The organism is Trinickia dinghuensis, from assembly GCF_003367175.1.
GTDB lineage: Bacteria > Pseudomonadota > Gammaproteobacteria > Burkholderiales > Burkholderiaceae > Trinickia > Trinickia dinghuensis.
In genome coordinates this window covers 174,427-197,557 of the sequence record NZ_QRGA01000011.1, presented here as the reverse complement: position 1 = coordinate 197,557, position 23,131 = coordinate 174,427, and the positions used below count along the sequence as shown (strand labels likewise).

At 65.4% G+C, this 23,131-nt stretch carries 18 protein-coding genes; 8 read left to right on the top strand and 10 right to left on the bottom strand.

Features of this window, described 5'->3' with window-relative positions:
- Positions 1 to 220: 220 nt before the first annotated feature.
- A complete protein-coding gene (locus DWV00_RS20535; RefSeq protein WP_115535442.1) occupies positions 221 to 1,507 on the bottom strand; it encodes a D-amino acid dehydrogenase in 1,287 nt (428 codons plus the stop codon).
- Positions 1,508 to 1,607: 100 nt separating this feature from the next.
- Here DWV00_RS20535 and DWV00_RS20530 point away from each other — a divergent pair, with 100 nt between their 5' ends.
- Together DWV00_RS20530 and DWV00_RS20525 are read left to right on the top strand one after the other, a co-directional pair.
- Positions 1,608 to 2,096 carry an Lrp/AsnC ligand binding domain-containing protein gene (locus DWV00_RS20530; protein WP_115535441.1) on the top strand — a complete coding sequence of 163 codons (489 nt, stop codon included), beginning with the start codon at positions 1,608 to 1,610 and terminating at the stop codon, positions 2,094 to 2,096.
- 34 nt (positions 2,097 to 2,130) lie between these two features.
- Positions 2,131 to 3,039, top strand: a complete 909-nt coding sequence (locus DWV00_RS20525; RefSeq protein ID WP_115535570.1) for a helix-turn-helix domain-containing protein — start codon at positions 2,131 to 2,133, stop codon at positions 3,037 to 3,039.
- Positions 3,040 to 3,163: 124 nt separating this feature from the next.
- On the opposite strand, the gene DWV00_RS20520 is transcribed toward DWV00_RS20525, so the two are convergent.
- The 4 genes from DWV00_RS20520 to DWV00_RS20505 are packed head-to-tail and all read right to left on the bottom strand — an operon-like array spanning position 3,164 to position 8,964.
- Complete coding sequence (locus DWV00_RS20520) at positions 3,164 to 4,372, bottom strand: CaiB/BaiF CoA transferase family protein (protein WP_425452813.1); 1,209 nt, start codon at positions 4,370 to 4,372, stop codon at positions 3,164 to 3,166.
- Between the two features lie 26 nt (positions 4,373 to 4,398).
- Positions 4,399 to 5,586, bottom strand: a complete 1,188-nt coding sequence (locus DWV00_RS20515) for an acyl-CoA dehydrogenase family protein (protein ID WP_115535439.1) — start codon at positions 5,584 to 5,586, stop codon at positions 4,399 to 4,401.
- Between the two features lie 12 nt (positions 5,587 to 5,598).
- Positions 5,599 to 6,807, bottom strand: a complete 1,209-nt coding sequence (locus DWV00_RS20510; RefSeq protein WP_115535438.1) for an acyl-CoA dehydrogenase family protein — start codon at positions 6,805 to 6,807, stop codon at positions 5,599 to 5,601.
- Positions 6,808 to 6,840: 33 nt separating this feature from the next.
- Positions 6,841 to 8,964: a 3-hydroxyacyl-CoA dehydrogenase NAD-binding domain-containing protein gene (locus DWV00_RS20505; RefSeq protein WP_115535437.1), complete on the bottom strand. Its 2,124-nt coding sequence runs from the start codon at positions 8,962 to 8,964 to the stop codon at positions 6,841 to 6,843.
- A 163-nt stretch (positions 8,965 to 9,127) separates the two neighbouring features.
- Here DWV00_RS20505 and DWV00_RS20500 point away from each other — a divergent pair, with 163 nt between their 5' ends.
- Positions 9,128 to 10,030: a LysR family transcriptional regulator gene (locus DWV00_RS20500; RefSeq protein ID WP_115535436.1), complete on the top strand. Its 903-nt coding sequence runs from the start codon at positions 9,128 to 9,130 to the stop codon at positions 10,028 to 10,030.
- Positions 10,031 to 10,086: 56 nt separating this feature from the next.
- On the opposite strand, the gene DWV00_RS20495 is transcribed toward DWV00_RS20500, so the two are convergent.
- Together DWV00_RS20495 and DWV00_RS20490 are read right to left on the bottom strand one after the other, a co-directional pair.
- A complete protein-coding gene (locus DWV00_RS20495) occupies positions 10,087 to 10,293 on the bottom strand; it encodes a CsbD family protein (RefSeq protein WP_115535435.1) in 207 nt (68 codons plus the stop codon).
- A gap of 151 nt (positions 10,294 to 10,444) precedes the next feature.
- Positions 10,445 to 13,585 (bottom strand): transglycosylase domain-containing protein, encoded by a 3,141-nt coding sequence (locus tag DWV00_RS20490; protein ID WP_115535434.1) that lies wholly within the window; start codon positions 13,583 to 13,585, stop codon positions 10,445 to 10,447.
- Positions 13,586 to 14,377: 792 nt separating this feature from the next.
- Here DWV00_RS20490 and DWV00_RS20485 point away from each other — a divergent pair.
- Positions 14,378 to 15,091, top strand: a complete 714-nt coding sequence (locus DWV00_RS20485; RefSeq protein WP_115535569.1) for an autoinducer binding domain-containing protein — start codon at positions 14,378 to 14,380, stop codon at positions 15,089 to 15,091.
- A 348-nt stretch (positions 15,092 to 15,439) separates the two neighbouring features.
- Here DWV00_RS20485 and DWV00_RS20480 read toward each other — a convergent pair whose 3' ends face one another.
- Positions 15,440 to 16,120: an ABC transporter ATP-binding protein gene (locus DWV00_RS20480; RefSeq protein WP_115535433.1), complete on the bottom strand. Its 681-nt coding sequence runs from the start codon at positions 16,118 to 16,120 to the stop codon at positions 15,440 to 15,442.
- Positions 16,121 to 16,252: 132 nt separating this feature from the next.
- Positions 16,253 to 17,038 carry a LysR family transcriptional regulator gene (locus tag DWV00_RS20475; RefSeq protein WP_115535432.1) on the bottom strand — a complete coding sequence of 262 codons (786 nt, stop codon included), beginning with the start codon at positions 17,036 to 17,038 and terminating at the stop codon, positions 16,253 to 16,255.
- A gap of 137 nt (positions 17,039 to 17,175) precedes the next feature.
- Between DWV00_RS20475 and DWV00_RS20470 the strand changes: the two genes are divergently transcribed.
- Complete coding sequence (locus DWV00_RS20470; protein ID WP_115535431.1) at positions 17,176 to 18,198, top strand: alpha/beta hydrolase family protein; 1,023 nt, start codon at positions 17,176 to 17,178, stop codon at positions 18,196 to 18,198.
- Positions 18,199 to 18,398: 200 nt separating this feature from the next.
- On the opposite strand, the gene DWV00_RS34135 is transcribed toward DWV00_RS20470, so the two are convergent.
- Positions 18,399 to 18,572 (bottom strand): hypothetical protein, encoded by a 174-nt coding sequence (locus DWV00_RS34135; protein ID WP_181885541.1) that lies wholly within the window; start codon positions 18,570 to 18,572, stop codon positions 18,399 to 18,401.
- Positions 18,573 to 19,142: 570 nt separating this feature from the next.
- Here DWV00_RS34135 and hutH point away from each other — a divergent pair.
- Genes hutH through hutU form a run of 3 tightly spaced genes read left to right on the top strand, consistent with a single transcriptional unit; the run spans position 19,143 to position 23,131 of the window.
- Positions 19,143 to 20,678, top strand: a complete 1,536-nt coding sequence (hutH, locus tag DWV00_RS20465; protein WP_115535430.1) for a histidine ammonia-lyase — start codon at positions 19,143 to 19,145, stop codon at positions 20,676 to 20,678.
- Positions 20,679 to 20,703: 25 nt separating this feature from the next.
- A complete protein-coding gene (hutC, locus tag DWV00_RS20460; RefSeq protein ID WP_115535568.1) occupies positions 20,704 to 21,399 on the top strand; it encodes a histidine utilization transcriptional repressor HutC in 696 nt (231 codons plus the stop codon).
- Between the two features lie 43 nt (positions 21,400 to 21,442).
- A complete protein-coding gene (gene hutU, locus DWV00_RS20455; protein WP_115535567.1) occupies positions 21,443 to 23,131 on the top strand; it encodes a urocanate hydratase in 1,689 nt (562 codons plus the stop codon).

The following is a 23,131-nucleotide window of genomic DNA, read 5'->3' as shown; positions in this document are numbered from 1 at the left end:
AGTCGTTCCGCGCGTTGATTCCAGCTCAATGTATAAGGGGTTTAGGGAGTCTATCTCCGCGGGATAAACGCCCTAAACTCGCTATACACGAGGCTCACACGAATTTGTCCGGATCGACATGTTCCGGGGCGGGGATGGTGCGGGGTCACCAAAAACAAACGGCGCCCGGTTAGGGCGCCGCTCGTCTTGCTTCCGGCTACTTGAGGGTATGCGCGAGCCGTTACGCGTAGGCGGGTTGCGGGGTGCGGCCGAACTCGCCGAGATAGCGATGGACGGAAAGATCGTCGGACTGGATCGCCGGGCGGCAGCCCGAGATCAGATCGGCGAGCAGCTGGCCCGAGCCGCACGACATCGTCCAGCCGAGCGTGCCGTGGCCCGTGTTCAAGAACAGATTCGAAACCGGCGTGCGGCCGACGACGGGCGTGCCGTCCGGTGTCATCGGGCGCAGGCCCGTCCAGAACGATGCTTGGCGCGTATCGCCGCCGCCGGGGAATAGATCGTTGACGCACATTTCGAGCGTGTCGCGGCGCGCCTGACGCAAGTTCTTGTCGAAGCCGACGATCTCCGCCATGCCGCCCACGCGAATACGATCGTCGAACCGCGTGATTGCGATCTTGTACGTTTCGTCGAGAACCGTCGACACCGGCGCTTTGGCTGCATCGACGATCGGTGCCGTGATCGAATAGCCCTTCAACGGGTAGACGGGGATCTTGACGATGCCCGACAGCAACTGCGTGGAGTACGAGCCGAGCGCGACGACGAAAGCCTCCGCGCGCAGCGTTTCACGGCCGCAACGCACGCCGGCGATGCGCCCACCGGCCATTTCGAGTGCGTCGATCGACATATTGAAGCGGAACTTCACGCCGAGCGACTCGGCGAGCGCGGCCAAACGCGTGGTGAACAACTGGCAGTCGCCCGTTTCGTCGCCGGGCAGACGCAGGCCGCCCGTCAGCTTGTGCGAAACGGCCGCGAGCGCCGGCTCCGCTTGCGCGAGCTCGGCGGGGCTCAGCAGTTCGTGCGCCACGTTGGCGTCCTTCAGCACGGCGATGTCTTTTTGTGCGCCGTCGAGTTGCTGCTGCGTGCGAAACACTTGCAGCGTGCCGCCCGTACGGCCTTCGTATTGGATGCCGGTATCGGCGCGCAACGCCTGCAGACAGTCGCGACTGTATTCGGCGAGGCGCACCATCCGGCCTTTATTGACGGCATAGCGCTCGGCGGTGCAGTTTTGCAGCATCTGCCACATCCAGCGCAGTTGGAACTGCGTGCCGTCCAGACCGATTGCGAGAGGCGCGTGCTTCTGGAACATCCACTTGACTGCTTTGAGCGGCACGCCGGGAGCGGCCCACGGCGAGGCGTAGCCGGGCGAGATCTGACCGGCGTTCGCGAAGCTCGTTTCGAGCGCGGGACCGGCTGCGCGATCGACGACCGTCACCTCGTGGCCGGCGCGCGCCAAATAATACGCACTCGTTACGCCGACGACGCCACTGCCCAGAACGACGACTCGCATGGTTGCTCCCAAATGCCTATCAGCCCAGTTGATGCCGCTATACTATTGCTACAAAAGCAGTTTTTGTTCCTGTAGTTTTTGGATTTTTGGTTGAAACAAGATGAGAACAGAACGCCAGCCGATCCGTAAGCTAGACAAGCTCGATCGCAAGATCCTCAAGGTGTTGCAGGAAGACGGCCGCATCGCGATGAAGGATCTGGCCGAGCGGGTGGGACTGACCGTGACGCCATGCATCGAGCGGGTGAAACGCATGGAGCGCGACCAGGTCATCACGGGCTATTACGCGCGTGTCGATCCGGCACAGCTCGGCGCGGCGCTGCTCGTGTTCGTCGAAATCACGCTCGGCAACAAGAGCGGCAACATGTTCGATCAGTTTCGGCGCGAGGTGCAAAAGATCCCCGAGGTGCTCGAATGCCATCTCGTGTCGGGGGAGTTCGACTATCTGATCAAGGCGCGCATCGGCGAAATGGCCGACTACCGCAAGCTGCTCGGCGACATCCTGCTGCAACTGCCCGGCGCGGTGCAGTCCAAGAGCTATGTCGTCATGGAGGAGATCAAGGAGATCTTGACGATCTCCGTTGGGGATTGAGGGCGCGGCGCAGCGTTTCGCTATGATCGTCGTCATGAACACGATCCTCGCCCCCGCGCGCGCCTCACGCGCGATCACCCAACGTCCGAGCCGCCGCGTAGGCGATCTGCTGCGGGAATGGCGCCAGCGTCGCCGCATGAGCCAGCTCGTGCTGGCGACGGAAGCGCGGATCTCGACGCGCCATTTGAGCTTCGTCGAATCGGGCCGTGCGCAGCCGAGCCGCGAAATGCTCATGCATCTGGCCGAGCAGCTCGAGGTGCCGCTGCGCGCGCGCAATGCGCTGCTCGTGGCCGCCGGCTACGCGCCGCTCTACGCCGAGCGGGCGCTGACCGACCCGCAGCTCGATGCCGCGCGCGAGGCGGTTCAGCTCGTGCTGCACGGACATGAGCCTTACCCGGCGCTCGCGATCGATAGGCACTGGACGATGGTGGCCGCCAACGGAGCGCTCGCGCCGCTCGTCGCACGCGCCGATCCGCGGCTGCTCGAGACGCCCGTGAACGTATTGCGGCTGTCGCTGCATCCGGATGGACTTGCGCCGCATATCGTCGATTGGGCCGGCTGGCGCGCGCATTCGCTGCAGCGCGTCGAGCGCCAGGCGCAAGCGAGCGGCGACGCCACGCTCGCGGCGCTCGCCGAAGAACTCGCCGGTTATCCGGCACCCGAGGGCGCCGACCTCGAACCCAGTCGCGAGCGTGCGCCGCTCGCGGACGTCGTCGTGCCGTTTCGTCTGCGCACCGATATCGGTCTGCTGTCGTTTTTCAGCACGACGACGGTATTCGGCTCGCCCGTCGACGTGACGTTGTCCGAACTCGCGATCGAAGCGTTCTTTCCCGCCGATGCGGCCACAGGAGAGGCGTTGCGTGCGTATCAGGCGAAGCGGATGGAAATGGAGGCGGAAACGGAGTCGACCGCGGACGCGGAGGCAACTGGCCGCGGCGGCTGACGCGGTCGAGCCGCGAAGCACGTGATCGTTTTGGATGAGGCGACGCCGCTTTCGCTGAAGCGCCCGATCGCACCGCGTCAGCCGCCTCCACTTTCTTTGAAGCGCTTGATCTGATCGTCTTGGATCAGATGACGCCGTCTTCTCTGAGGCGTCCGAGCGTCTCGGCATCGAGCCCGAGCACCGAGCGCAGCACGTCTTCGGTCCCTTCCCCGAGAACCGGCGGCGCATGGCGAACGGGCATGCGCTCGCCGTCGATACAGTAAGGCGGCGCGAAAACGTGCTCCGTTCCGGCAGCCGGATGCGGCTGTTCGGTGACGAGCCCGGCGGCCACGGCTCGCGGTGACGTCAATGCCTCGTGCAGCCCCATCACCTCGCCGCAAGGAATGCCGGCCCCCGCCAACCGCTCGAGCAGCACCGCGCGTTTGCGCGTCGCCAATTCGGCCCTGATCTGCGCGACCAGCACTTCGCGGTGCGCGCCGCGCGAAACGTTCGTGCTAAAGCGATCGTCCTCGGCCAAATCGGGCCGTTCGATGACGTCGCGGCAAAAGCGTGCGAACTGCGCGTTCGTTCCGACCGTGACGACGATGGGCCCATCCTCGGCATCGAATACGCCGTACGGAATGATCGACGGATGCGCGTTGCCGTACCGCGGCGGATCGTCGCCCGCAAGCAGTGCTTCGAGCCCGTAATAAGACGTGATCGCCACGCCGCAATCGAACAGCGCCATTTCGATGTGGCGTCCGCGCCCGCCGCGCTGCCGGTCGAACAGTGCCGCCAGAACCGCTTGAGCGGCATACATGCCCGTCACCAGATCGACGACGGCCACGCCGAATTTCAACGGCGGCTGCGTCGGCTCGCCGTTCAGGGCCATCAATCCCGACTCGCCCTGCACGACGAGATCGTACCCGGGCCGCGCAGCCTCGGGACCGCTACGGCCGTAGCCTGAAATCGAGCAGTACACGAGCGACGGACGCACTTGGCTCAGCGCGTCATAGTCGAGGCCGAACTTGCGTGCGCCGCCGAGTTTGAAGTTTTCGACGACGACATCGCTCTTGAGCGCAAGCTCGCGCGCGAGCCGTGCGCCTGTCTCGGTCTGCAAGTCGAGTGTCAGCGAGCGCTTGTTGCGGTTCATGCTGTTGTAGTAGCACGTCTCCGTCGCGCCGATTCGAGAGCCCCAATCGCGCGTGTCGTCGCCGCGACGGGGATGCTCGACTTTGATGACCTCGGCGCCGAGATCGGCGAGCGCCATTGCGCATGACGGGCCCGCGAGCACCCGAGACAAATCCAGTACGCGGATGCCGGCAAGCGGAAGGGACGTCGCCCGGCCTTGGATCGATTCGCTCATGGCGCGCTCGTTGTTCAGCGTGTAGAGGATGCGGCCGCTTCGCTCGTTTCGCTTGTAGCGGTTGTTTCGCTCGGCTCGCGTCCGAGCGCGATATACCGCGCCAAATGATGGTCTTCGTCGCCGAGCTGATGATCGATCATGACGAGCCGCTTCGCGTAATGTGCGAGCGGCAGCTCCCACGTCATGCCGATGCCGCCGTGCAGCTGTACCACCTCGCGCGAGAGGTGCGTGCCGACGCGGCCCACCGTGTATTTGGCCGCCGACAGCGCGCGCTCGCGTACAAGGCGCGGCGCGTCGAGCGCCGCGGCCGCGTTGATGACGGCCGAGCGTGCTTGCTCGAGATCGATCGCAAGATCGGCCATGCGGTGCTGCAAAGCCTGGAAGCTGCCGATCGGCACGCCGAATTGGCGGCGTGTCCGCAGATAGTCGAGCGTTGAGGCGAACGCCGTCCGCATCGCGCCCAGCGCTTCGGCCGACAGCGCGAGCACGCCGCGGCCGAGCGCCGCTTCGAGCGTGCCGAAGCCGCCGTCTTGCCGGCCGAGCAGGGCATCCGCGGGCAGGGTCGCGTCGCGCAGGACGAGTTCGGCGCCGCGGCCGCCGTCGATCAGCGCATAGCCGCGCAGCGCGAGCCCCTCCGTGTCGCGCGGGACCCAGAACAGCGAGATGCCCGGCTCCGCATCGACGTCTCCGCTCGTCCGAGCCGATACGACGTAGCCGTCGGCCGCCTCACCGAAGAGCACCACCGCTTTCGTTCCATTCAAGCGCCAGCCGTCGCCGGTACGCGTGGCCGTGGTCGCGACACGGGCAAGTTCGTAGCGCGAGTCGGGCTCGCCATGTGCCAATGCGGCCACCGCTTCGCCGTCGACGATCCGTGCGAGCCATGCGCGTTGCTCGGCGTTGCCGTCGAGCGCAATGGCATGCCCGGCGATCAGTGCGCCCAAGAACGGCTCGAGCACGAGACCCGCGCCGAGATATTCGAAGACGAGGGCGATATCGTCACCCGTGCCGCCGAAGCCGCCGTGTTCGGGCGAGAACAATGCGCCGATGGCGCCGAGTTCGCCGAAGCGCCGCCACATCGCGCGATCGAAGCCGTCGGGCGAGCTCGCGATGCGCTCGCGCGTCGCGAAGCCGTACTGCTCGGCGACGAAGCGCGAGAGCGTGTCAGCGAGCATCCGTTGCTCGTCGGTCAACTCGAAGTTCATCTTCGGGGCCTCTCAGAGTTCGAGAATCGCTTTCGCGATGATGTTCTTCTGAATCTCGTTCGATCCGCCGAAGATCGAGAGCTTGTAGTTGTTGAAGTCGCTCTTGGCGGCATCGGGTGCATCGAACGCGCCGAGCGGTGCGCCTTCATAGCCTTCGTCGAACGCTTCGTCGACGAACGGCTGCGCGTAAGGGCCCATTGCCCGCCGCATCAGCGCGGCGATCTCCTGGCGAATCTCCGTCCCGCGCACCTTCAGTATGGAGCTTTGCGCGCCCGGTGCGCCGCCGCCCGCCGCGGCGGCGATCGTGCGCAGATTCGTCGTCTTCATGTTTTCCAGATCGATCGCGACGCGCGCCACGCGGGCCGCGAACAGCGGATCTTCGGCGAGCGGCCGCCCGCGATGGAGGATTTTCGCGGCGGCGCGTTCGAGCCGCTCGAGCGCCGCGACCGAAAACCCGACGCCCGCGATGTTCGTGCGTTCGTACGTGAGCAGGTATTTGGCGTAGGTCCAGCCGCGGTTCTCCTCGCCGACGAGATTCTCCGCGGGCACGCGCACGTCGGTGAAAAACACTTCGTTGACTTCATGCTCGCCGTCGAGCGTCACGATGGGACGCACCTCGATGCCGGGCGTGTTCATGTCGATCAGCAAGAAGCCGATACCTTCCTGCTTGCGCACGTCGGTGGCCGTGCGTACAAGGCAGAACATCATGTTCGCGTAGTGGCCGAGCGTAGTCCACGTCTTCTGGCCGTTGACGACGTAGTGTTCCCCGCTCGCGTCGACGGCACGCACGGCGCGCGTGGACAGCGACGCGAGATCGGAGCCCGCGCCGGGTTCGGAGTAGCCTTGGCACCACCAGTCGGCGCTGTTGAGGATGCGCGGCAGGTAGCGGCGCTTCTGCGCCTCGCTGCCGTACTTGATCAGCACGGGGCCCAGCATGTTGACGCCGAACGGCACGATGCGTGGGGCACCGGCAAGCGCGCATTCGTTGTCGAAGATGAAGCGCTCCACCGCGCTCCATCCCGTGCCGCCGTATTCGCGCGGCCAGTGGCTCGCGAGCCAGCCGCGCGCGTTCAGAATCGAATGCCACTCGGCCATGTCCTCGCGCGTGAGGCGCAGCCCCTGGTTGACCTTGTGCGCCGTGCGCGCCGGCAGCCGTTCGTCGAGAAAGCGCCGTACGTCACCGCGAAACGCTTCTTCTTCAGCCGTGAAACTCAGATCCATCGCGTAGCCCTCGTGGATGAACCAACGTCAACGTTACGATGCCGATCCATTCAAGCTCGAGAAGTCGGCGCCACGCTCGACGAGTTCGACGATCAGCGGCGACGGCTGCCAAAAGAACGCATCCTCGCCCGCCAAGCGCTTGAGTTCGGCGAGCACGGTCGGCAGGCCGAGCATGTCGGCGTACTTCATCGGGCCGCCGCGATAGCGCGGGAAGCCGTAGCCGTAGAGCAGCGCGACGTCGACGTCGAGCGGGCGCAGCGCGATCCCTTCGCGCACGACGTTCGCCGCTTCGTTGATGACGGCGCACATGAGGCGGCGCACGATCTCGTCGTCCGTGAAGCTACGCGGGGTGACGCCGGTGCGCAAGCGTTCGCTCTCGACGATGCCCTCGACTTCGGGATCGGGCGTGCCCGTGCGCACGCCTTGTTCGTACAGATAGAAGCCGCGCCCCGTCTTCTGGCCGAACCAGCCGCGCTCGCACAGCCGATCGGCGATTTCGACGTAGCGCAGGCGCGGATCGCGCGTCGGCGCGCGCCGCTTGCGCGCCGCCCAGCCGATGTCGCCGCCGGCGAGATCGACCACCTGATACGGGCCCATCGGATAGCCGAACTCGCGCATCGCGCGGTCGATCTGATACGGGGAGGCGCCGTCCTCCATCAGGTAGTCGGCCGCCATGCGGTAGACGGCAAGCAGGCGATTGCCTATGAAGCCGTCGCACACGCCGGCGCGGACCGGCACCTTGCGCAACTGCTTGGCGAGCTCGAATGCGGTGGCGACGACGTCCGCACCGACGCGCGCGGGGACGACGATCTCGAGCAGCTTCATGACATTGGCCGGCGAAAAGAAATGCAGGCCGATGACGTCGGCCGGACGCGAGGTCGTGCCGGCGATTTCGTCGATATCGAGATACGAAGTGTTCGTCGCCAGAACGGCGCCCGGCTTGCAAACACGATCGAGTTCGGCGAAGACGGCCTTCTTCACGGCCATGTCTTCGAATACGGCTTCGATGACGAGATCGACGTTAGCCAAGGCATCGTACGAGGTGCTGCCGGCGAAGCGGGCGAGAGCCGCGTCCTTCGCCTCGGGCTTGATGCGTCCTTTGCTCACGAGGCCGTCGTAGACGCGCTCGATGTGTCCGCGTCCGCGTGCCAGGGCCGCATCGTCGCGCTCGATCATCGTGACGGGCAAGCCGGCATCGAGCACCGCGACGGCGATGCCGGCACCCATCGTGCCGCCGCCGACGATGCCGACCGTCGCGATCGGCCGCGGCGCGGCGGCCTTCGTTTCGGGCGCCTTCGCAACTTCCCGCTCGGCGAAGAAGGCGTGGATGAGGCCCGCGCGCTGCGGGCTGTCGAGGCATTCCATGAATAGCTTGCGCTCGAGGGCGAGGCCCTCGTCGAACGGCAGCGTCAATGCGGCTTCGACCGCATCGACGATCTTCATCGGCGAAAAGAGCCCGCGCGCACGCTTGACCGTCTCCTTGCGCGCGGCATCGACGGCGGCGCGGCTTGCGTCGGCGTCGGCCAATGCCTTGGCCGCCCGTGTCGGTCTCACGCCGGCCTTGGCGGCGAGGAGCTCGCGCGCATAGGCGAGCCCTTCGCCGAGGACGTCGTCGGTTGCGCCGAGGCGATCGACCAGACCGAGCGACAGCGCTTCCTCGGCTCGCGCGTGACGGCCCGACAGCATCAAATCGAGCGCCGGAGCCGCGCCGATGAGGCGAGGCGCGCGCTGCGTGCCGCCGGCACCGGGCAGCAAACCGAGCTGCACTTCGGGCAAACCGAGTTTGGCGCCGCGTACCGCGAGGCGGTAATGCGCAGCCAGGGCAACTTCGAGGCCGCCGCCGAGTGCCGCACCGTGAATCGCGGCGACGACGGGCTTCGAACAGGCTTCGATCCGATTGCAGACCGCCGGTAGCAGAGGAGAGAGCGGCGGCTTGCCGAACTCGCGGATATCGGCGCCCGCGATGAAATTGCGGCCGGCGCCGACGATCAGCACGGCGGCGGCCGCGGCATCGGCTTCGGCGGCGTCGATCGCGTCGACTAGCCCGCGCCGCACGTCGACGCTCAACGCATTGACGGGCGCATGATCGATGGTGACGACGAGCACGTTGCCGTGCAGCGTGCGAGAAACGACGGGGGCTTGGGTCGAGGCGGTCATGGAGGGGCGCGGAGCAGGGTGGAAGACTGCTCGATTGTCGAGCGGATAGCAGCAATTGACAATTGAAGCCCGGGTTGACAGACTGTAAAAATTTCCTTGACAGTGTGGCGATGCCCGGCGTGCTTAACGCACGGCCGGCCGCCGCGCGCCCACTCGTATGGCCATGGATCTGAATTCGCTGTCGCTGCTCGTCGAAATCCTGGAGGCGGGCAATCTGAGCGAGGCGGCGCGCCGGCTCAAGATGACGCGCGCCAACGTCAGCTATCACCTCAATCAATTCGAGCGCACGCTCGGGCTGCAGCTGGTGCGGCGCACGACGCGGCGCGTCGAGCCGACCGAGGCGGGGCTGCGCCTGGTCGAGCATGGCCGAGCGATCCGGCGCGCGCTCGAAGCGGCGCAGGAAACCGTCGAAACCCTTGGGCAAACGCCGCAGGGACGCGTTCGTCTGTCGGTGCCGAGCGGCTATGGGCAAATCGTGATGGCCGATTGGCTGCTCGAATTCAAGCGCCTGCATCCGGGCATCGTGCTCGACGTCATGTTCGAAAACCGCGTGGAAGATCTGTTGCGTGATGAGGTCGACATCGCCGTGCGCGTGATGTCGGAGCCGCCGCAGAATCTCGTCGCGCGCGACATGGGGGCCGTCCGTTACGTGGCGTGTGCCTCGAAGGCTTATGCGAGCGAGCATGGACTGCCGACGGAACTTGATGAACTGCGCACGACGCCTCTGATCACGGCGACGGTCGTTGGTCGCCAATTGCGCGTGGCGGCTTATCTGCGGGAGGACCGGCATGAAGTGCTGCTCGAGCCTACGCTGATTTCGGAAAATTTTCTATTTTTGCGTCAGGCCGTGCTCGCCGGATTGGGCGTCGGCATCGTGCCCGATTACGTGGTGCACGACGACATCCGCCGCGGCGAAGTCGTGACGACGCTCGATGCGTGGCGGCTCAGCATCTTCGGCACGCACATGTACCTGCTTTACATGCCCGATCGTCATCAAACGCGGGCGGCCGCCGCGTTCATCGAATTCGTTCTCGATCAGGCGAGAAAAGCGGGGCGGACCCGCTAGCCGAGCCGGGGCCGCCCCTTTAGCGGCGCGCGCAAGCGCGCCTCTCTGACTTACCTTCAGTGGTGCTTCTTCACGTCACGGTCGCGCTCGAGCTCGTCCTTCAAGTCTTCCTTGGCGTCGCCGTAACCCTTGCGGACAGTCCCCGCGGCTTCCTGGAGATCCCCCTTGGCTTCGCGGGCCGGGTCGTTCGTCACATGCCCGACTGCTTGATTCACCTTGCCCTTCGCCTTTTCCGCTACGCCCTTCACTTGGTCCTTGTTCATGTGAGCTCCTTTTACGAAATGCCGCACGTGCGACATCGATTCGTCCGCAACGCACGTGCCCGTTCCTGCGGGCGAGGCGGGGACGGAAGAGAAAAGCGAAGGGAGGAGCGAGGGGACAAAGCGCACGCGTTCGACGGGAACGCGTGCGCTGTCAAAAGGCGGGCGTGGTGTCCACGGGCGAAGCGCTTTGAGCGTCGGTGCGCGAAGCGGCGGCCTGCGCTTGCGTGTCGTTTGCCTCGAGCACCGGGGCGAGCGAAGGGCCGAGCGTTTTGAGCAGTTGCACGGCCATCGCGCTCGTGTAGTCGTAGCGTGCGGCATAAGGCTCGTGTGCATAGGCCGTCAGCGTGCCGTAGAAGCGGTTGCCGATGACGAACACGAACACGGCGGTCCGATTGACCTTGCGCGATTCGATGAGCCCGCGTCCACGTGCGTAGACGTTGTAGCGCTGATCGCCGGTGCCGGTCTTGCCGTAGACCTCGAGCGTCCGCCCGTCGCCGAGCGGAAGACCCGTGGACAGACGCGCCCCCGTTCCGCCGAGCACGACGTCGCGCAGCAGCGAGCGAGCGACCGTCACGATCTCGGGCGAGATCGCCTGGTGTCCGGGGCTCGGCGCGCGGCCGAAGTGCGTCTCGAACGGCGTACCGGCGGCGAACGTGAGCGTATCGATGCTCTCGGCGCGGTGTGTCTTGCCGTCGTTGGCGATGATGCCGATCAGATGGGCGAGCGCATCGGGGCGATCCCCGGACGCGCCGATGGCCGCCGCGTACGACGGCGTGATGGTTTCGAACGGATAGCCGAGCGCGCGCCACGACTTGCCAATGGCGTCATAGGCTTGCAACTCGACCATATGACGGATGCGGCGGTCCTGCGTCAGATGATGATGCGTCTTGAAGAGCCACGCATAGGAGGTCATGCGCGCGTTGCGGCTCGCCTTGCGCAATTCGTCTTCGGTGGCGTTCGGATGCTGGCGCAAGTATTCGAGCATCCAGAGCGCGATCGGATGCACGCCCGAGATGTAGCCGCGATCGTTCAAGTTGAATTTGTCGATGGCGTACTTTTCGTAGAGCTTTTCGAGGTCGTCGTCGGAAATCGATGCGCTCGGCGTCTTCTTCAGTGCCGCGCGCATACGCTGAGCGAACCAGGGGAACGGTTCGTCGGGCGCGACGCTGCGCAGTGCCGTGGCGAGCTTGGGCGGGCTCTTGCGCATGTCGGCGATGAGCAGGTCGAGCGCTTCGTCGGCGTTCTTGCCGTGGTACTTGCGGTAGAACCGATGCAGGTAGACGAGGCTCTCCTGGTCGGCGAACTGCACGAGGTAACGGTGGCGCACGGCCGGATCGTCGAACCAGTGTGCCGAGGGGCCCGACGTCTGCACCATCTCGTAGTGAACGATGTCGCGCATGAGCCGGACGAACACGAGGTTGACGGAATGCTGGAATGCTTCGCGCACGGTGAGAATGCGGCCGTTGTCGGACTTCTCGAAGTTCGAGAAGCTCTGCGCGCCGCCGCCGGTGTAGAACGTCTCGCCCGGGCTTGCCGAATACTTGCGCTCGACGGCGGCCTCGAGCATGGGCGGCAGCGACCGATCGTTCGTGTGCGAGAGATAGTCGACGGCCCAGCGCGAGAGACCGTCGAGCGGGTCGAGCTGCACGTGCTTCAGTTCGGCCGTGCTCAGCGAGGCGTAGCGCGCGTGCAGCGTCGAGACGATTTGCAGATAGGTGATCAGCGTCCGAAGCTTGGCCGTCGAGCCGAGATTGAGCCGTGCGCCGCCGTTGATGTCGAACGGCTGATTGACACTGTCGGTTTGCACGCGTACGACGTCGTGGCCGCTCTTCTCGTGTTCGAACAGCGCGAAGCTGAAGGAGATCTTCGACGGATCGTCGCCGGGGCGCAGCATCTCGTAGCCATAGAGTCCCGCGGCCTTCGCGCCGTCGATGGTGCCCGCGGCCTCGAGCTGCGCGGCAACGGCTTGCTCCACCGCGTCGTCCAGCGTCGAATGGACAGTCAGATCGAGCCGGTCGAGATCGTAAAAGCCATTGACCCCTAGCGCCTGCTGCAAACGCGAGCGCACGAGCGTGACGGCCTTGCGGGCGACGTACGACGCGGGCGGCTGCGGCGGCTTGTGCTGGTGCGAATCCGAGGCGAGCGACGCCTGAAGCGCGGCGTCGCGCAGCGGCGCCGAGACGATGCCGTTGGCCGCGAGCACCCGGATGTAGCTGTCGGTCAGCCGGTCGAGCGCGGCGCGGTTGCGCACGAGGTAGTACGACGGCGCGCGCTGCGCGATCAGCAGCGAGAGCGCCTGCTTGAACGCGAGCGCTTCGTCGGCAAGCACATCGGGCGCAACTGGTCCGTTGCCTGTCTCCGCCGTGATCTGCGACAGCAGCCGGTTGACGTCGGTAAAGTCGCGACCGTACCAAGCCGTGAGGCCGTCTCCGAGGCCTTGCACTTCACCGACGCCGGGGCTCGCGGCGAGCGGCACCGTGTTCAGGTAATGAACGACGATGTTTCTGCGCGCGGCCATCGTGTTTTCGCCGCCGAGATACGCGCGCACCGAGGCGGATGCGATTTGGCGGAGCTTTTCGGGCGGCGTCGCCGTGCGCCCGCCCGGCGAGTGGCGGAATTTTTCGGTTTGCGTGGCGAGCGTACTGCCGCCGGGTGTCGATTGATGGCGGTTGACGAACCGCAGCGCCTGGTCGGACACCGCTCGGGCGAAGCGGCCCCAGTCGATGGCCGGATTGCGCTCGGGCTCGCTCGAATCGAGCAGATAGCGGTCTTCGATGAACGTCAGCGCGCTGACGACGATCGGCGGAATCGAGTCGTAGTCGGTGTAGGCGAGCGCGGGATAGCGGGCACTGAACAGCGGCACGCCCTGGGCGTCGAACAAGCGCAGCCCCGCTTGATCCTTTTCGGCATACGGGATGAACAATCCGCGATCGGCCAGCGACGTCATCATCGACGAATCGCGCGCTTGGCTCGTGACGATGTAGCCGCGTGCACGCAGCCGCGCTTCGAAGTCCGGCAGCCGCGCATAGCCGAACTGCAAATCGTAGGGGCCGCCCGGCGACGGGAAGCGGATGTCGCTGCTTGGGCCCGGCTGGACGGAAAACGACACCTGCCGGCCGATCCGGGCGAAGTAGCGCGCCTGCAGCCGGGACGTCTGCATCTCGAGCGAGACGAAATAGGCGAGCAGCCCGACCAGCGCGGCGAGGCCGACGAATGTGAGCCATTTCCATCGCAAGCCCGGCGACATCGTGGAGATGTAGCGCAAGGGCAGACGAGCGAGCGGCCGATTCATGATGAGGCTCCGTGGGCGACGTCGCCACCGCGCTGACGACGCTCGTATTAGTTTAATCACGCGCCGAACGCCTGTGCATGCCGATGTGCCCTTCCGCACGCATGATTTTTGCGTGCGCGTGCACAATTTTTGGGGCGATCTCGCCATTCGAGCCGCACCGGCGTTCCTCCCATTGTTCCGACAAGCAACGGACACGCCTGCCGCCCTCTGACCGGGGGCGGTCCGCCACGCGGCATCCGATCGGCATGCCGGCATTATCGATACCGCTATTGGGCGTAAATATGACGCCGTGACTGGCAGGTTTGAAAATGGATTCGGTATTAATTGCCCATTGGAAAACGCGACCCGGTTAAACGAGCTGTGCCTCGAATTTCGCCGGCCTGAAATGTGAGATGATTACGCTCGTTTAAATCGGCGCGGGCGAGCGTCGACTAAACGGGAAAACGAAGCGCATGCGGCAGGTGCGTGTCTGCCGGGTAAATAGAAGCCGGAATATTGCATGTTTACGGCAGGTGCTGCTTATTTCCCGCCATTTCGTCGATGGAATCTTCGCTCGATCGAGCGTCGCACGATGCTTTCGATACGAAGCGGTGGGAGTCGAGTCTTCGTCATTCGTATCCGCGTTGAAATAAAGAAGAGCCTTTGGCGCCCGTTTCGTGAGAGAGCCGTGGCTCGGTTCGTGCCGAGCCGTGGGAGACGGGTGCCGGGATGTCGATGCTCCGGCCGCCAGGCGCGGCCGTCTCGGTATCGCGCAGGCCCTCGCCGGGCTCGCGCGACGACAAGGAGGCACCAATGAAAAGCTGGGCCGAGGAACTGTTGCAAGCGTTGAATCGCACGAACTCCGATACGGAGATCTTCAGCAAGATCGAGGCAGCGGCCGATGGCTTGGGCTTCGAGTTCTGCTCGTATGGCTTGCGGGCGCCGTGGCCGCTGTCCAAGCCGAAGACGCGTTGGCTGAGCAATTACCCGGAAGCGTGGAAAAAGCGTTATCAGGAAGCGCGCTACTTCGACGTCGATCCGACCGTGCAGCATGCGCGCCGTTCCCAGTCGCCGATCGTATGGAGCGACGCGCTGTTCAGCGGCGTGCCCGATCTATGGCGCGAGGCGCAATCGCACGGGCTGCGGCATGGCTGGGTGCAATCGGCGTTCGATAGTTGCGGCGTGGGGGGGATGCTGACGCTCGCGCGCTCGAGCAAACCGCTCACCGCGGACGAACTCGCGGAGAACGAAGTCAAGATGCGCTGGCTCGTCAGCACCGCGCATCTATCACTCAAGCGCGTGTTGATGCCGACGTTGATGGCCGACCCGGAGCGAGGGCTCACCGACCGCGAGGTCGAGGTGCTCAAGTGGGCCGCCGACGGCAAGACCTCGGGCGAGATTTCGAAGATCCTCGTGATCTCCGTCGATACGGTCAATTTTCACGTCAAGAACGCCGTGATGAAGCTGAAGACGACGAACAAGACAGCCGCGGTGGTGCGCGCCGCGATGCTTGGCTTGTTGCAGTGACTGGTCTGTCTATCTTGCTTGATTCGCCGCTTAGTCAGGCTATTTCAGATCGGATGAGAATTTCGGAAATTTAGCGGATTGTGGTCGAAATTCGCTCGACATCGATTGTCGCCGGGCAATTGGCATTAATCTGAGGGCGATGATTGTATTGACGTCGCTCGAGGTTGATTAATAAAACGTAAAACTTTTTAGAAAATTGAATTGGCAATCGAGCTGCTGTGAATGGCGCATCGTTTATACGGCGGCCGTCGGCAGGCAATTATCGGGATTCACGCTCGTGACCGCTCATCGCGCGATTCGTGGATTCGTGCGATAAGCGGCGGCATTCCAGGCGCCGCGGAGGCTCCGCTAAGAGGCCGCGGCCGGGGCCTCGGATCGTAAAAGGCGCCCCGCGTCGAGCCGATACGCGTGTTCCCCGGCGCAGGCGGCCGGTGTCGCGCTCCGTTGCGCAATTACCACAGCAGTGCCCTCTTGGGCCAATTGGCCTCCCAGTTCCGCCACTCGCTCGGCTTCGATGGGCATCAACTCGTCGTATGGATCGTCGAGCAGCAGTAGCCGCGGGCGGGACATCAACGCGCGCGCGATGGCGAGCAACTGCCGTTCGCCGTTCGTGAGCCGGCCGGCGCTTTGATGCGCGCAAGCTTTCAGGAAGGGGAGCCGCTCTCCGAGACGCTCGGCCTGCTCCTCGATGCGCGGCCGGTCCGTGTCGCGCCACACCGCGGTCAGCAGGTTGTCTCGTACCGATAAGGAACTGAACAGCAGACGGTTGTGCGGGACGTACGCGATGCCGCGCGCGAGCAAGTCGGCGGGGCGCTTGCGGCGCATGTCTTCGCCGTCCAGCCGAATCACGCCGCGTTTAGGCCGCACGAGCCCCGCGATCGCCATGAGCAGCGTCGTCTTGCCCGCGCCGCATGGCCCGAGCACGTACGCAAGGCTTCCCGCGAAGAGTGAGCAGGAGACGTTGTCGAGTATGTCGCGCTTGCCGTAGCCGGCGGCGAGCGAATCGATTTGCAGCAAAGGCATGCGCATCGGGTGTCACCTCCGGAAACGGGTACGGCGCTTGGTTGGGCGCGCCGTACTCGAGTGCCGTCGATTTCACCCGCCGAGCTGCTCGGCGGCAACTACCATAAATAGTGGGATAGGGGCGCTTCCCGAGTCGATTTAGGACAGGGCGACGCGCTCGCCCGCGGCCGTGTCTTCGACGGCAAGCGCATCGAGCGCGACATCCGCATTCGGCGCGGGGGCGGCGGAACGCGCCAGAGGGCTTGCATTCGCCGTGGGTTCGGCTGCGGCATGCGCCTGTTCCGCGATCCACCGCGCGACGTCTCGCACGTCCTGCCGCGCGTTCGAATCGGCTTGCAAGAGCCAATACGCGTTTGCACTGCGCTCGCTCTTTCCGGCATCGGCCGGGGCGACACCCGGAGACGGGCCGGCAGCCGCCAAGATCGTTTCGTCGAACAAACGGGTTGCGCCGGCCGGCGCATCCGCGACGCTCGCATGGCGGATGGCCAGATCGATGTTCTCGGTACGCAGATCCAGGAACTTGTCGTTGGCCGCCACGCGGACGTCGAGCGCGGGATAGCGGCGCTGCAGTTCCGATAGCCGTGGCAGCAGCCAGCGCGAAGCGACGCCGATACCGGCCGTGATCGTCACCGGCTGCTTCTCGGCCGGACGCGTGATCGTCTCGAACGCGTCCTGCAGTTGGCGCACGACACCGTCGGCCGTGCGGAACAAGCGCTCGCCGGCCGGCGTGAACGAGATCGAGCGGTATCCTCGATGAAACAGCGACACGCCGAGCGCGTCTTCGAGCGAGTGAATCTGCCGGCTGACGGCCGATTGCGTCAGACACAAGTCCTCGGCCGCGAGCGTCACGCTCATGCGGCGGCCGACAGCGACAAAGCCGCGGATCAAATCGAGCGGCGCAAGTCGAACGAGAGGCGTTGTCATGCGTCTACCTCATGTGAAAGAAAGTGATGTGAAAGTAAATTGATTCGAACTCAGGTATCGGATCAAATGGAAACCCGCGCGACGGGCGCGGCAGCCGTGCACGCGCTGGTATTTCGAGAGCCACGATAGGAGATTCGATGGAGGATCAGACAGCGGATGCGAGCGCGCCTCGGAGCGTTACCTTCGAGGCCCCCGACGGCATGCCGATTCGCGGTTTCGCGTGGCAGGCCGACCCCGGCGGCGGTGTCGGCGGCGCCGCGCGTCCGGTCGTCATCGTCAATCCGGCGACCTCGGTGCGTTGCCGCTATTACTTCCGCTTCGCCAGCTACCTGTTCGCGCATGGGCGCGATGTACTGCTTTACGACTATCGGGGAATCGGCGAATCGCGGCCGGCGAGGCTCGCGGGCTTCGAGGCGAATTGGCTCGATTGGGGCGCGCTCGACTTCGAGGCGGCGTTGCGCTTCGCCGCGACACGCTTCGCGGGGCAAAGCATCGACGTCGTCGCGCACAGCATCGGCGGTTGCTTGATGGGTCTCGCTCCATCGAACGCGGCGATACGCCGTGCCGTGACCGTCGGCGCCCAATACGCCTATTGGCGCGACTACGCGCAAGCACACCGGCTCGCGATGCTGCTCAAATGGCACGTCGCGATGCCGGCGCTCGCCGCCGTGTTCGGTTACGTTCCGGCGCGCCGACTCGGCTGGATGGAGGACACGCCGCGCGGCGTGGCGCGCTCGTGGGCGCGCAGCCGGGCCCGCTTCGAGCAGACCTATGGCGCTCGTCCGTTTTCGCTCGACGATCGCCGCATCGACGCACTCGTGCGCCAGTTTTCGTCCGTACGAGCGCCGCTGCTCGCCATCAGCACGAGCGACGATCCGTTCGGCACCGTGCCCGCGATCGAGCGCTTGCTCGCGTACTTCGACGGCTGCGACGAGCGGATTCATCTGCGTGTCGAACCGCGTGCGATCGATGCCGATGCGATCGGACATTTTGCGTTTTTCCATAGCCGATTCGAATCGCGCCTATGGCCGATCGTGCTGCACTGGCTCGAGACTGCGACGCTCGCGCGGGGGACGCCCGGAGATCTCGTCTCCCTGCGCCCGCCGCGGCGCGGGCCCGCGGCTCGCACGGGGCGCGCCGTCGATGCGTCGCTCGTGTGATGTGGTCGGTTTCATCGGCATTTCCCCAATTGAAATGCGCTCGCAAAGAGCGCATAGGAACGTGCCGGATTTAAGCCATTCTTATGCGAATCCGTAACTGACACATTTGGTAGGCGCATGGGGCAGCCGTGCTCGCGGGCGGGCACGCCGCGGCCTGATGAGGGGCGGGAGCGGTATGCGGGGCGGGCGTGACGAGCCCGTCAACGGCTCTCATCGTCGTCGGTGCCGTCTCCGTCAGATTCGCCGCGGACTGCATCCGCGAAGCGGGCGAGCGCCGCGAGCGAACCGCTCACGCTCACGTATTGCTCGCGGCCGATCTTCGCATCGAGCAGGACTGCCATGCCCGATTCGCGTGCCAGTTCGATGAGATCCATTCGCTGTCGTTGTCCTTGCGTCTTGTTCATGGTCGTCGAAAGAGTCGCTCGGCGATGTCGTGACTTGCATTCGTGCCGCGCGGGCCGCTGTGGCCTTCCGTCGAGCGCGGAACGTCGCGCCCGATCCCGTTCTCCCTGAAGCACGACGCGTACCCACCGGCGGCGCGTGCGGATGCGCCGTCCCGGTGCGCGCCAGGCGGATGTCGCGGCCTGCCGTGCACGCGCGGTGCAGCCGCGGCACGCGAAATGGGCGCGCTCCCCGGGTGTTGGAAAAGCGGCCGGCTCCGGTCGTTCAGACCGATTTGTATAGACAAGAAAGCCGGCCTTACGGCGGCATCGGTATTTGCGAACCCTCCGCGCCGCGGCTTCATGCCGGAGGGGCATATCGACTGCCGATGGCGAACTATAAGGGCCGGCGCCACCTTTACTCGGTGCACGCTCATCTAGTGGATAACCCTAGAGCAAGCTTTGTAAAAAACGACTTGTATATACAAGCTGGGCGCACTAGACTCGCTGTCAGATCGGACATGGCCGCGGGCGATCCCCCGCGGCGACTACAGGACGCTTTTCATGATGATTCTCACGCCGGGCCATTTGACGCTTCCCCAACTGCGCCGCATCGCACGCGAGCGCGTCACGCTGACGCTCGATCCCGCGAGCCGCGCGGTAATCGATGCCGGGGCGAAGGCCGTCGCCGACATCGCCGCCAAGGGCGAGCCCGCCTACGGCATCAATACCGGGTTCGGCCGCCTCGCAAGCACGCATATTCCGCACGATCAGCTCGAACTGCTGCAGCGCAACCTCGTGCTCTCGCATGCCGTGGGTGTTGGCGAGCCGATGTCCGCGCCCGTCGTGCGGCTTTTGATCGCGCTCAAGCTGTCGAGTCTCGGCCGCGGCCACTCGGGCATTCGTGGCGAGGTGATGGATGCGCTCGTTACGCTGTTCAATGCCGACGTGCTGCCGATCATCCCGGTCAAGGGCTCGGTCGGCGCGTCGGGCGATTTGTCGCCGCTCGCGCATATGTCGGCCGTGCTGCTCGGCATCGGCGAAGTGAGCGCTCGCGGCGAGCGCATGAGCGCGGCCGACGGCCTGAAGCTCGCGGGTCTCGCGCCGATGGCGCTGCAGGCGAAGGAGGGGCTCGCGCTGCTGAACGGCACCCAAGCCTCGACGGCGCTCGCGCTTTTCAACTTGTTCGCGATCGAGGACCTCTTTCGCACGGGGCTCGTCGCCGGAGCGCTGTCGGTCGACGCGGCCGCGGGCTCGGTCAAGCCGTTCGACGCGCGCATTCACGCGCTGCGCGGCCATCGCGGCCAGATCGACGCGGCCGCGGCCTACCGCGCGCTGCTCGACGGTTCCGGCATCAACCTCTCGCACCGCGATTGCGGCAAGGTGCAGGATCCGTACAGCTTGCGCTGCCAGCCGCAAGTGATGGGCGCGTGTCTCGATCAGATGCGTCACGCGGCCGACGTGCTGCTGATCGAAGCGAATGCCGTGTCCGACAACCCGCTCGTCTTCCCCGATACGGGCGAAGTGCTTTCGGGCGGCAACTTTCACGCGGAGCCCGTGGCGTTCGCGGCCGACAACCTCGCCCTGGCCGCGGCCGAGATCGGCGCGCTGGCCGAGCGTCGCATCGCGCTGCTGATCGACGCGACGCTGTCGGGACTGCCTCCGTTCCTCGTCAAGGACGGCGGCGTCAATTCCGGCTTCATGATCGCGCACGTGACCGCAGCGGCGCTGGCCTCGGAGAACAAGACGCTCGCGCATCCGGCATCGGTCGATTCGCTGCCGACGTCGGCGAATCAGGAGGATCACGTGTCGATGGCGACCTTCGCCGCGCGCAAGCTCGCCGACATCGCCGAGAACACGGCCAACATCCTCGCGATCGAGCTGCTCGCCGCCGCGCAAGGCGTCGATCTGCGCGCGCCGCACCACACGAGCGGCCCGTTGCAGCGTGTGATGGACCTGCTGCGCGAGCATGTTCCGCACTACGACCTCGACCGTTATTTCGCACCGGACATCGCCAGCGTTGCCCGGCTCGTCGCGGGCGGCGCGATCGCGCAAGCGAGCCCGCTGTCGTTCGCGTCGGAAGCGAGCGCGAGCGAATAACCGAGCGATGAGCAGCGCCAAAGAGATGAACGCGCCCGCGTATCAAGGCATCAAGGATTTCATCCTCGCGCGGATCCACTCGGGCGAGTGGGCCGAGGGCGATCAAGTGCCCTCCGAAAACGAGCTTGCGCGCGAATTCAAGGTCGCGCGCATGACGGTGAACCGCGCGGTACGCGAGTTGACGGCCGAGCAGGTGCTCACGCGCGTGCAGGGCGCGGGGACGTTCGTCGCGCGGCCCAAGTACGAATCGACGCTCGTGGCGATACGCAGCATCTCCGACGAAATCGCCGCGCGCGGCCATCGGCATCACGCGAAGGTGCTCGACCTCGGCGCGACCGTCGCGGGCGAGGCGCTCGCCGCGGAGATGCAAGTCACGCCGGGCAGCCCCGTGTTTCATTCGCGCGTCCTGCATTTCGAGAACGACGAGCCCGTGCAGCTCGAGGCGCGCTGGGTCAATCCGGCGGTCGCGCCCGAGTATGCGCTGCAGGATTTCGCACTCGTCACGCCGAACCAATATCTGACGCGCGTGGCGCCGCTGCAGCGCGTCGAGTACCGGATCGAAGCCGCGCAGCCCGAGACCGATACGCGCGGCCAATTGCGCATGGACGACGTCGAGCCGTGTCTCGTTCTGCATCGGCGCACCTGGTCGCGCGAGCAGGTCGCATCCGTCGCCGACCTTTGGCATCCGGGCAGCCGCTATCGCTTCACGGGCCATTTCTGAGCCGAACCTTGAGCTGAACCGAGCCGTACAACCGAGGACCATGATGAACGATCCGAAACCCTTCGACCCGCGCCTCGATCCGACGCGCACGATCCGCGCGCCGCGCGGCGCCGAGAAGACTTGCAAGAGCTGGCTGACCGAAGCCGCCTACCGGATGATCCAGAACAATCTCGATGCCGAGGTGGCCGAGCATCCGCATGCGCTGGTCGTCTACGGCGGCATCGGACGCGCCGCGCGCAACTGGGAGTGCTTCGATCGGATTCTCGCGTCCCTGAAGGATCTCGAAGACGACGAAACGCTGCTGATTCAGTCGGGCAAGCCCGTGGGCGTGTTTCGCACGCATGCCGATGCGCCGCGCGTGCTGCTCGCGAACTCGAACCTCGTGCCGCACTGGGCGACCTGGGAACATTTCCACGAACTCGATCGCAAGGGCCTCATGATGTACGGCCAGATGACGGCCGGCAGTTGGATCTACATCGGCAGCCAAGGGATAGTGCAAGGCACGTACGAGACGTTCTACGCGGTGGCCAATCAGCATTTCAACGGCGACGCGAACGGGCGCTGGATTCTGACCGGCGGCCTGGGCGGCATGGGCGGCGCGCAGCCGCTCGCGGCCACGATGGCGGGCTTTTCGATGATCGCCGTCGAGTGCGACGAGACGCGCATCGATTTCCGCTTGAAGACGCGCTACGTCGACAAGAAGGCCAAGACCCTCGACGAAGCCCTAGCCATGGTCGAAGCGGCCAAGGCCACCGGCAAGCCCGTCTCCGTGGGTCTCGTCGGCAATGCGGCCGACGTGTTCGAGGCGTGTGTCGCGCGCGGCATCACGCCCGACTGCGTGACCGATCAGACGAGCGCGCACGATCCCATCAACGGCTATCTGCCGCAAGGATGGGACGTCGACCAATGGCGCGAGCGTCAGAAAGTCGATCCGCAGAGCATCGTCGTCCCGGCCAAGCAGTCGATGGCGCGTCAGGTTCAGGCGATGCTGACGCTGCAAGCGCGCGGTGCCGCGACGCTCGACTACGGCAACAACATCCGGCAGATGGCGCTCGACATGGGCGTCGAGAACGCCTTCGATTTCCCCGGGTTCGTGCCTGCGTACGTCCGGCCGCTGTTTTGCGAAGGGAAGGGGCCGTTCCGCTGGGTGGCGCTCTCGGGCGATCCGGAAGACATCTACAAGACCGACGCGAAGGTCAAGGAGTTGATTCCCGACGACCCGCATCTGCACAACTGGCTCGACATGGCGCGCGAGCGCATCGCCTTCCAAGGGCTGCCCGCGCGGATTTGCTGGGTTGGCGTGAAGGATCGCTATCGTCTGGGCCTTGCGTTCAACGAGATGGTCAAACGCGGCGAACTGAAGGCGCCGATCGTCATTGGCCGCGATCACCTCGATACCGGATCGGTGGCGAGTCCCAATCGTGAAACCGAAGCGATGAAGGACGGCTCCGATGCCGTCTCCGATTGGCCGCTGCTCAATGCGTTGCTGAACACGGCCGGCGGCGCGACCTGGGTGTCGATCCACCATGGCGGCGGCGTCGGCATGGGCTTCAGCCAGCACGCGGGCGTCGTGATCGTCTGCGACGGCACCGATGCGGCGGCGCGGCGGATAGAGCGAGTGCTTTTCAACGATCCGGCCACGGGCATCATGCGCCATGCCGATGCAGGCTACGACCTGGCTTGCGAGACCGCGCGCGAGGTCGGCCTCAATTTGCCCATGCTCGGACGCTGA

Coding starts and splice junctions, on each gene's coding strand:
- DWV00_RS20535 (WP_115535442.1), bottom strand. CDS start 1,507: ATGCGAGTCGTCGTTCTGGGCAGTGGCGTCGTCGGCGTAACGAGTGCG.
- DWV00_RS20530 (WP_115535441.1), top strand. CDS start 1,608: ATGAGAACAGAACGCCAGCCGATCCGTAAGCTAGACAAGCTCGATCGC.
- DWV00_RS20525 (WP_115535570.1), top strand. CDS start 2,131: ATGAACACGATCCTCGCCCCCGCGCGCGCCTCACGCGCGATCACCCAA.
- DWV00_RS20515 (WP_115535439.1), bottom strand. CDS start 5,586: ATGAACTTCGAGTTGACCGACGAGCAACGGATGCTCGCTGACACGCTC.
- DWV00_RS20510 (WP_115535438.1), bottom strand. CDS start 6,807: ATGGATCTGAGTTTCACGGCTGAAGAAGAAGCGTTTCGCGGTGACGTA.
- DWV00_RS20505 (WP_115535437.1), bottom strand. CDS start 8,964: ATGACCGCCTCGACCCAAGCCCCCGTCGTTTCTCGCACGCTGCACGGC.
- DWV00_RS20500 (WP_115535436.1), top strand. CDS start 9,128: ATGGATCTGAATTCGCTGTCGCTGCTCGTCGAAATCCTGGAGGCGGGC.
- DWV00_RS20495 (WP_115535435.1), bottom strand. CDS start 10,293: ATGAACAAGGACCAAGTGAAGGGCGTAGCGGAAAAGGCGAAGGGCAAG.
- DWV00_RS20490 (WP_115535434.1), bottom strand. CDS start 13,585: ATGAATCGGCCGCTCGCTCGTCTGCCCTTGCGCTACATCTCCACGATG.
- DWV00_RS20485 (WP_115535569.1), top strand. CDS start 14,378: ATGAAAAGCTGGGCCGAGGAACTGTTGCAAGCGTTGAATCGCACGAAC.
- DWV00_RS20480 (WP_115535433.1), bottom strand. CDS start 16,120: ATGCGCATGCCTTTGCTGCAAATCGATTCGCTCGCCGCCGGCTACGGC.
- DWV00_RS20475 (WP_115535432.1), bottom strand. CDS start 17,038: ATGACAACGCCTCTCGTTCGACTTGCGCCGCTCGATTTGATCCGCGGC.
- DWV00_RS20470 (WP_115535431.1), top strand. CDS start 17,176: ATGGAGGATCAGACAGCGGATGCGAGCGCGCCTCGGAGCGTTACCTTC.
- DWV00_RS34135 (WP_181885541.1), bottom strand. CDS start 18,572: ATGGATCTCATCGAACTGGCACGCGAATCGGGCATGGCAGTCCTGCTC.
- hutH (WP_115535430.1), top strand. CDS start 19,143: ATGATGATTCTCACGCCGGGCCATTTGACGCTTCCCCAACTGCGCCGC.
- hutC (WP_115535568.1), top strand. CDS start 20,704: ATGAACGCGCCCGCGTATCAAGGCATCAAGGATTTCATCCTCGCGCGG.
- hutU (WP_115535567.1), top strand. CDS start 21,443: ATGAACGATCCGAAACCCTTCGACCCGCGCCTCGATCCGACGCGCACG.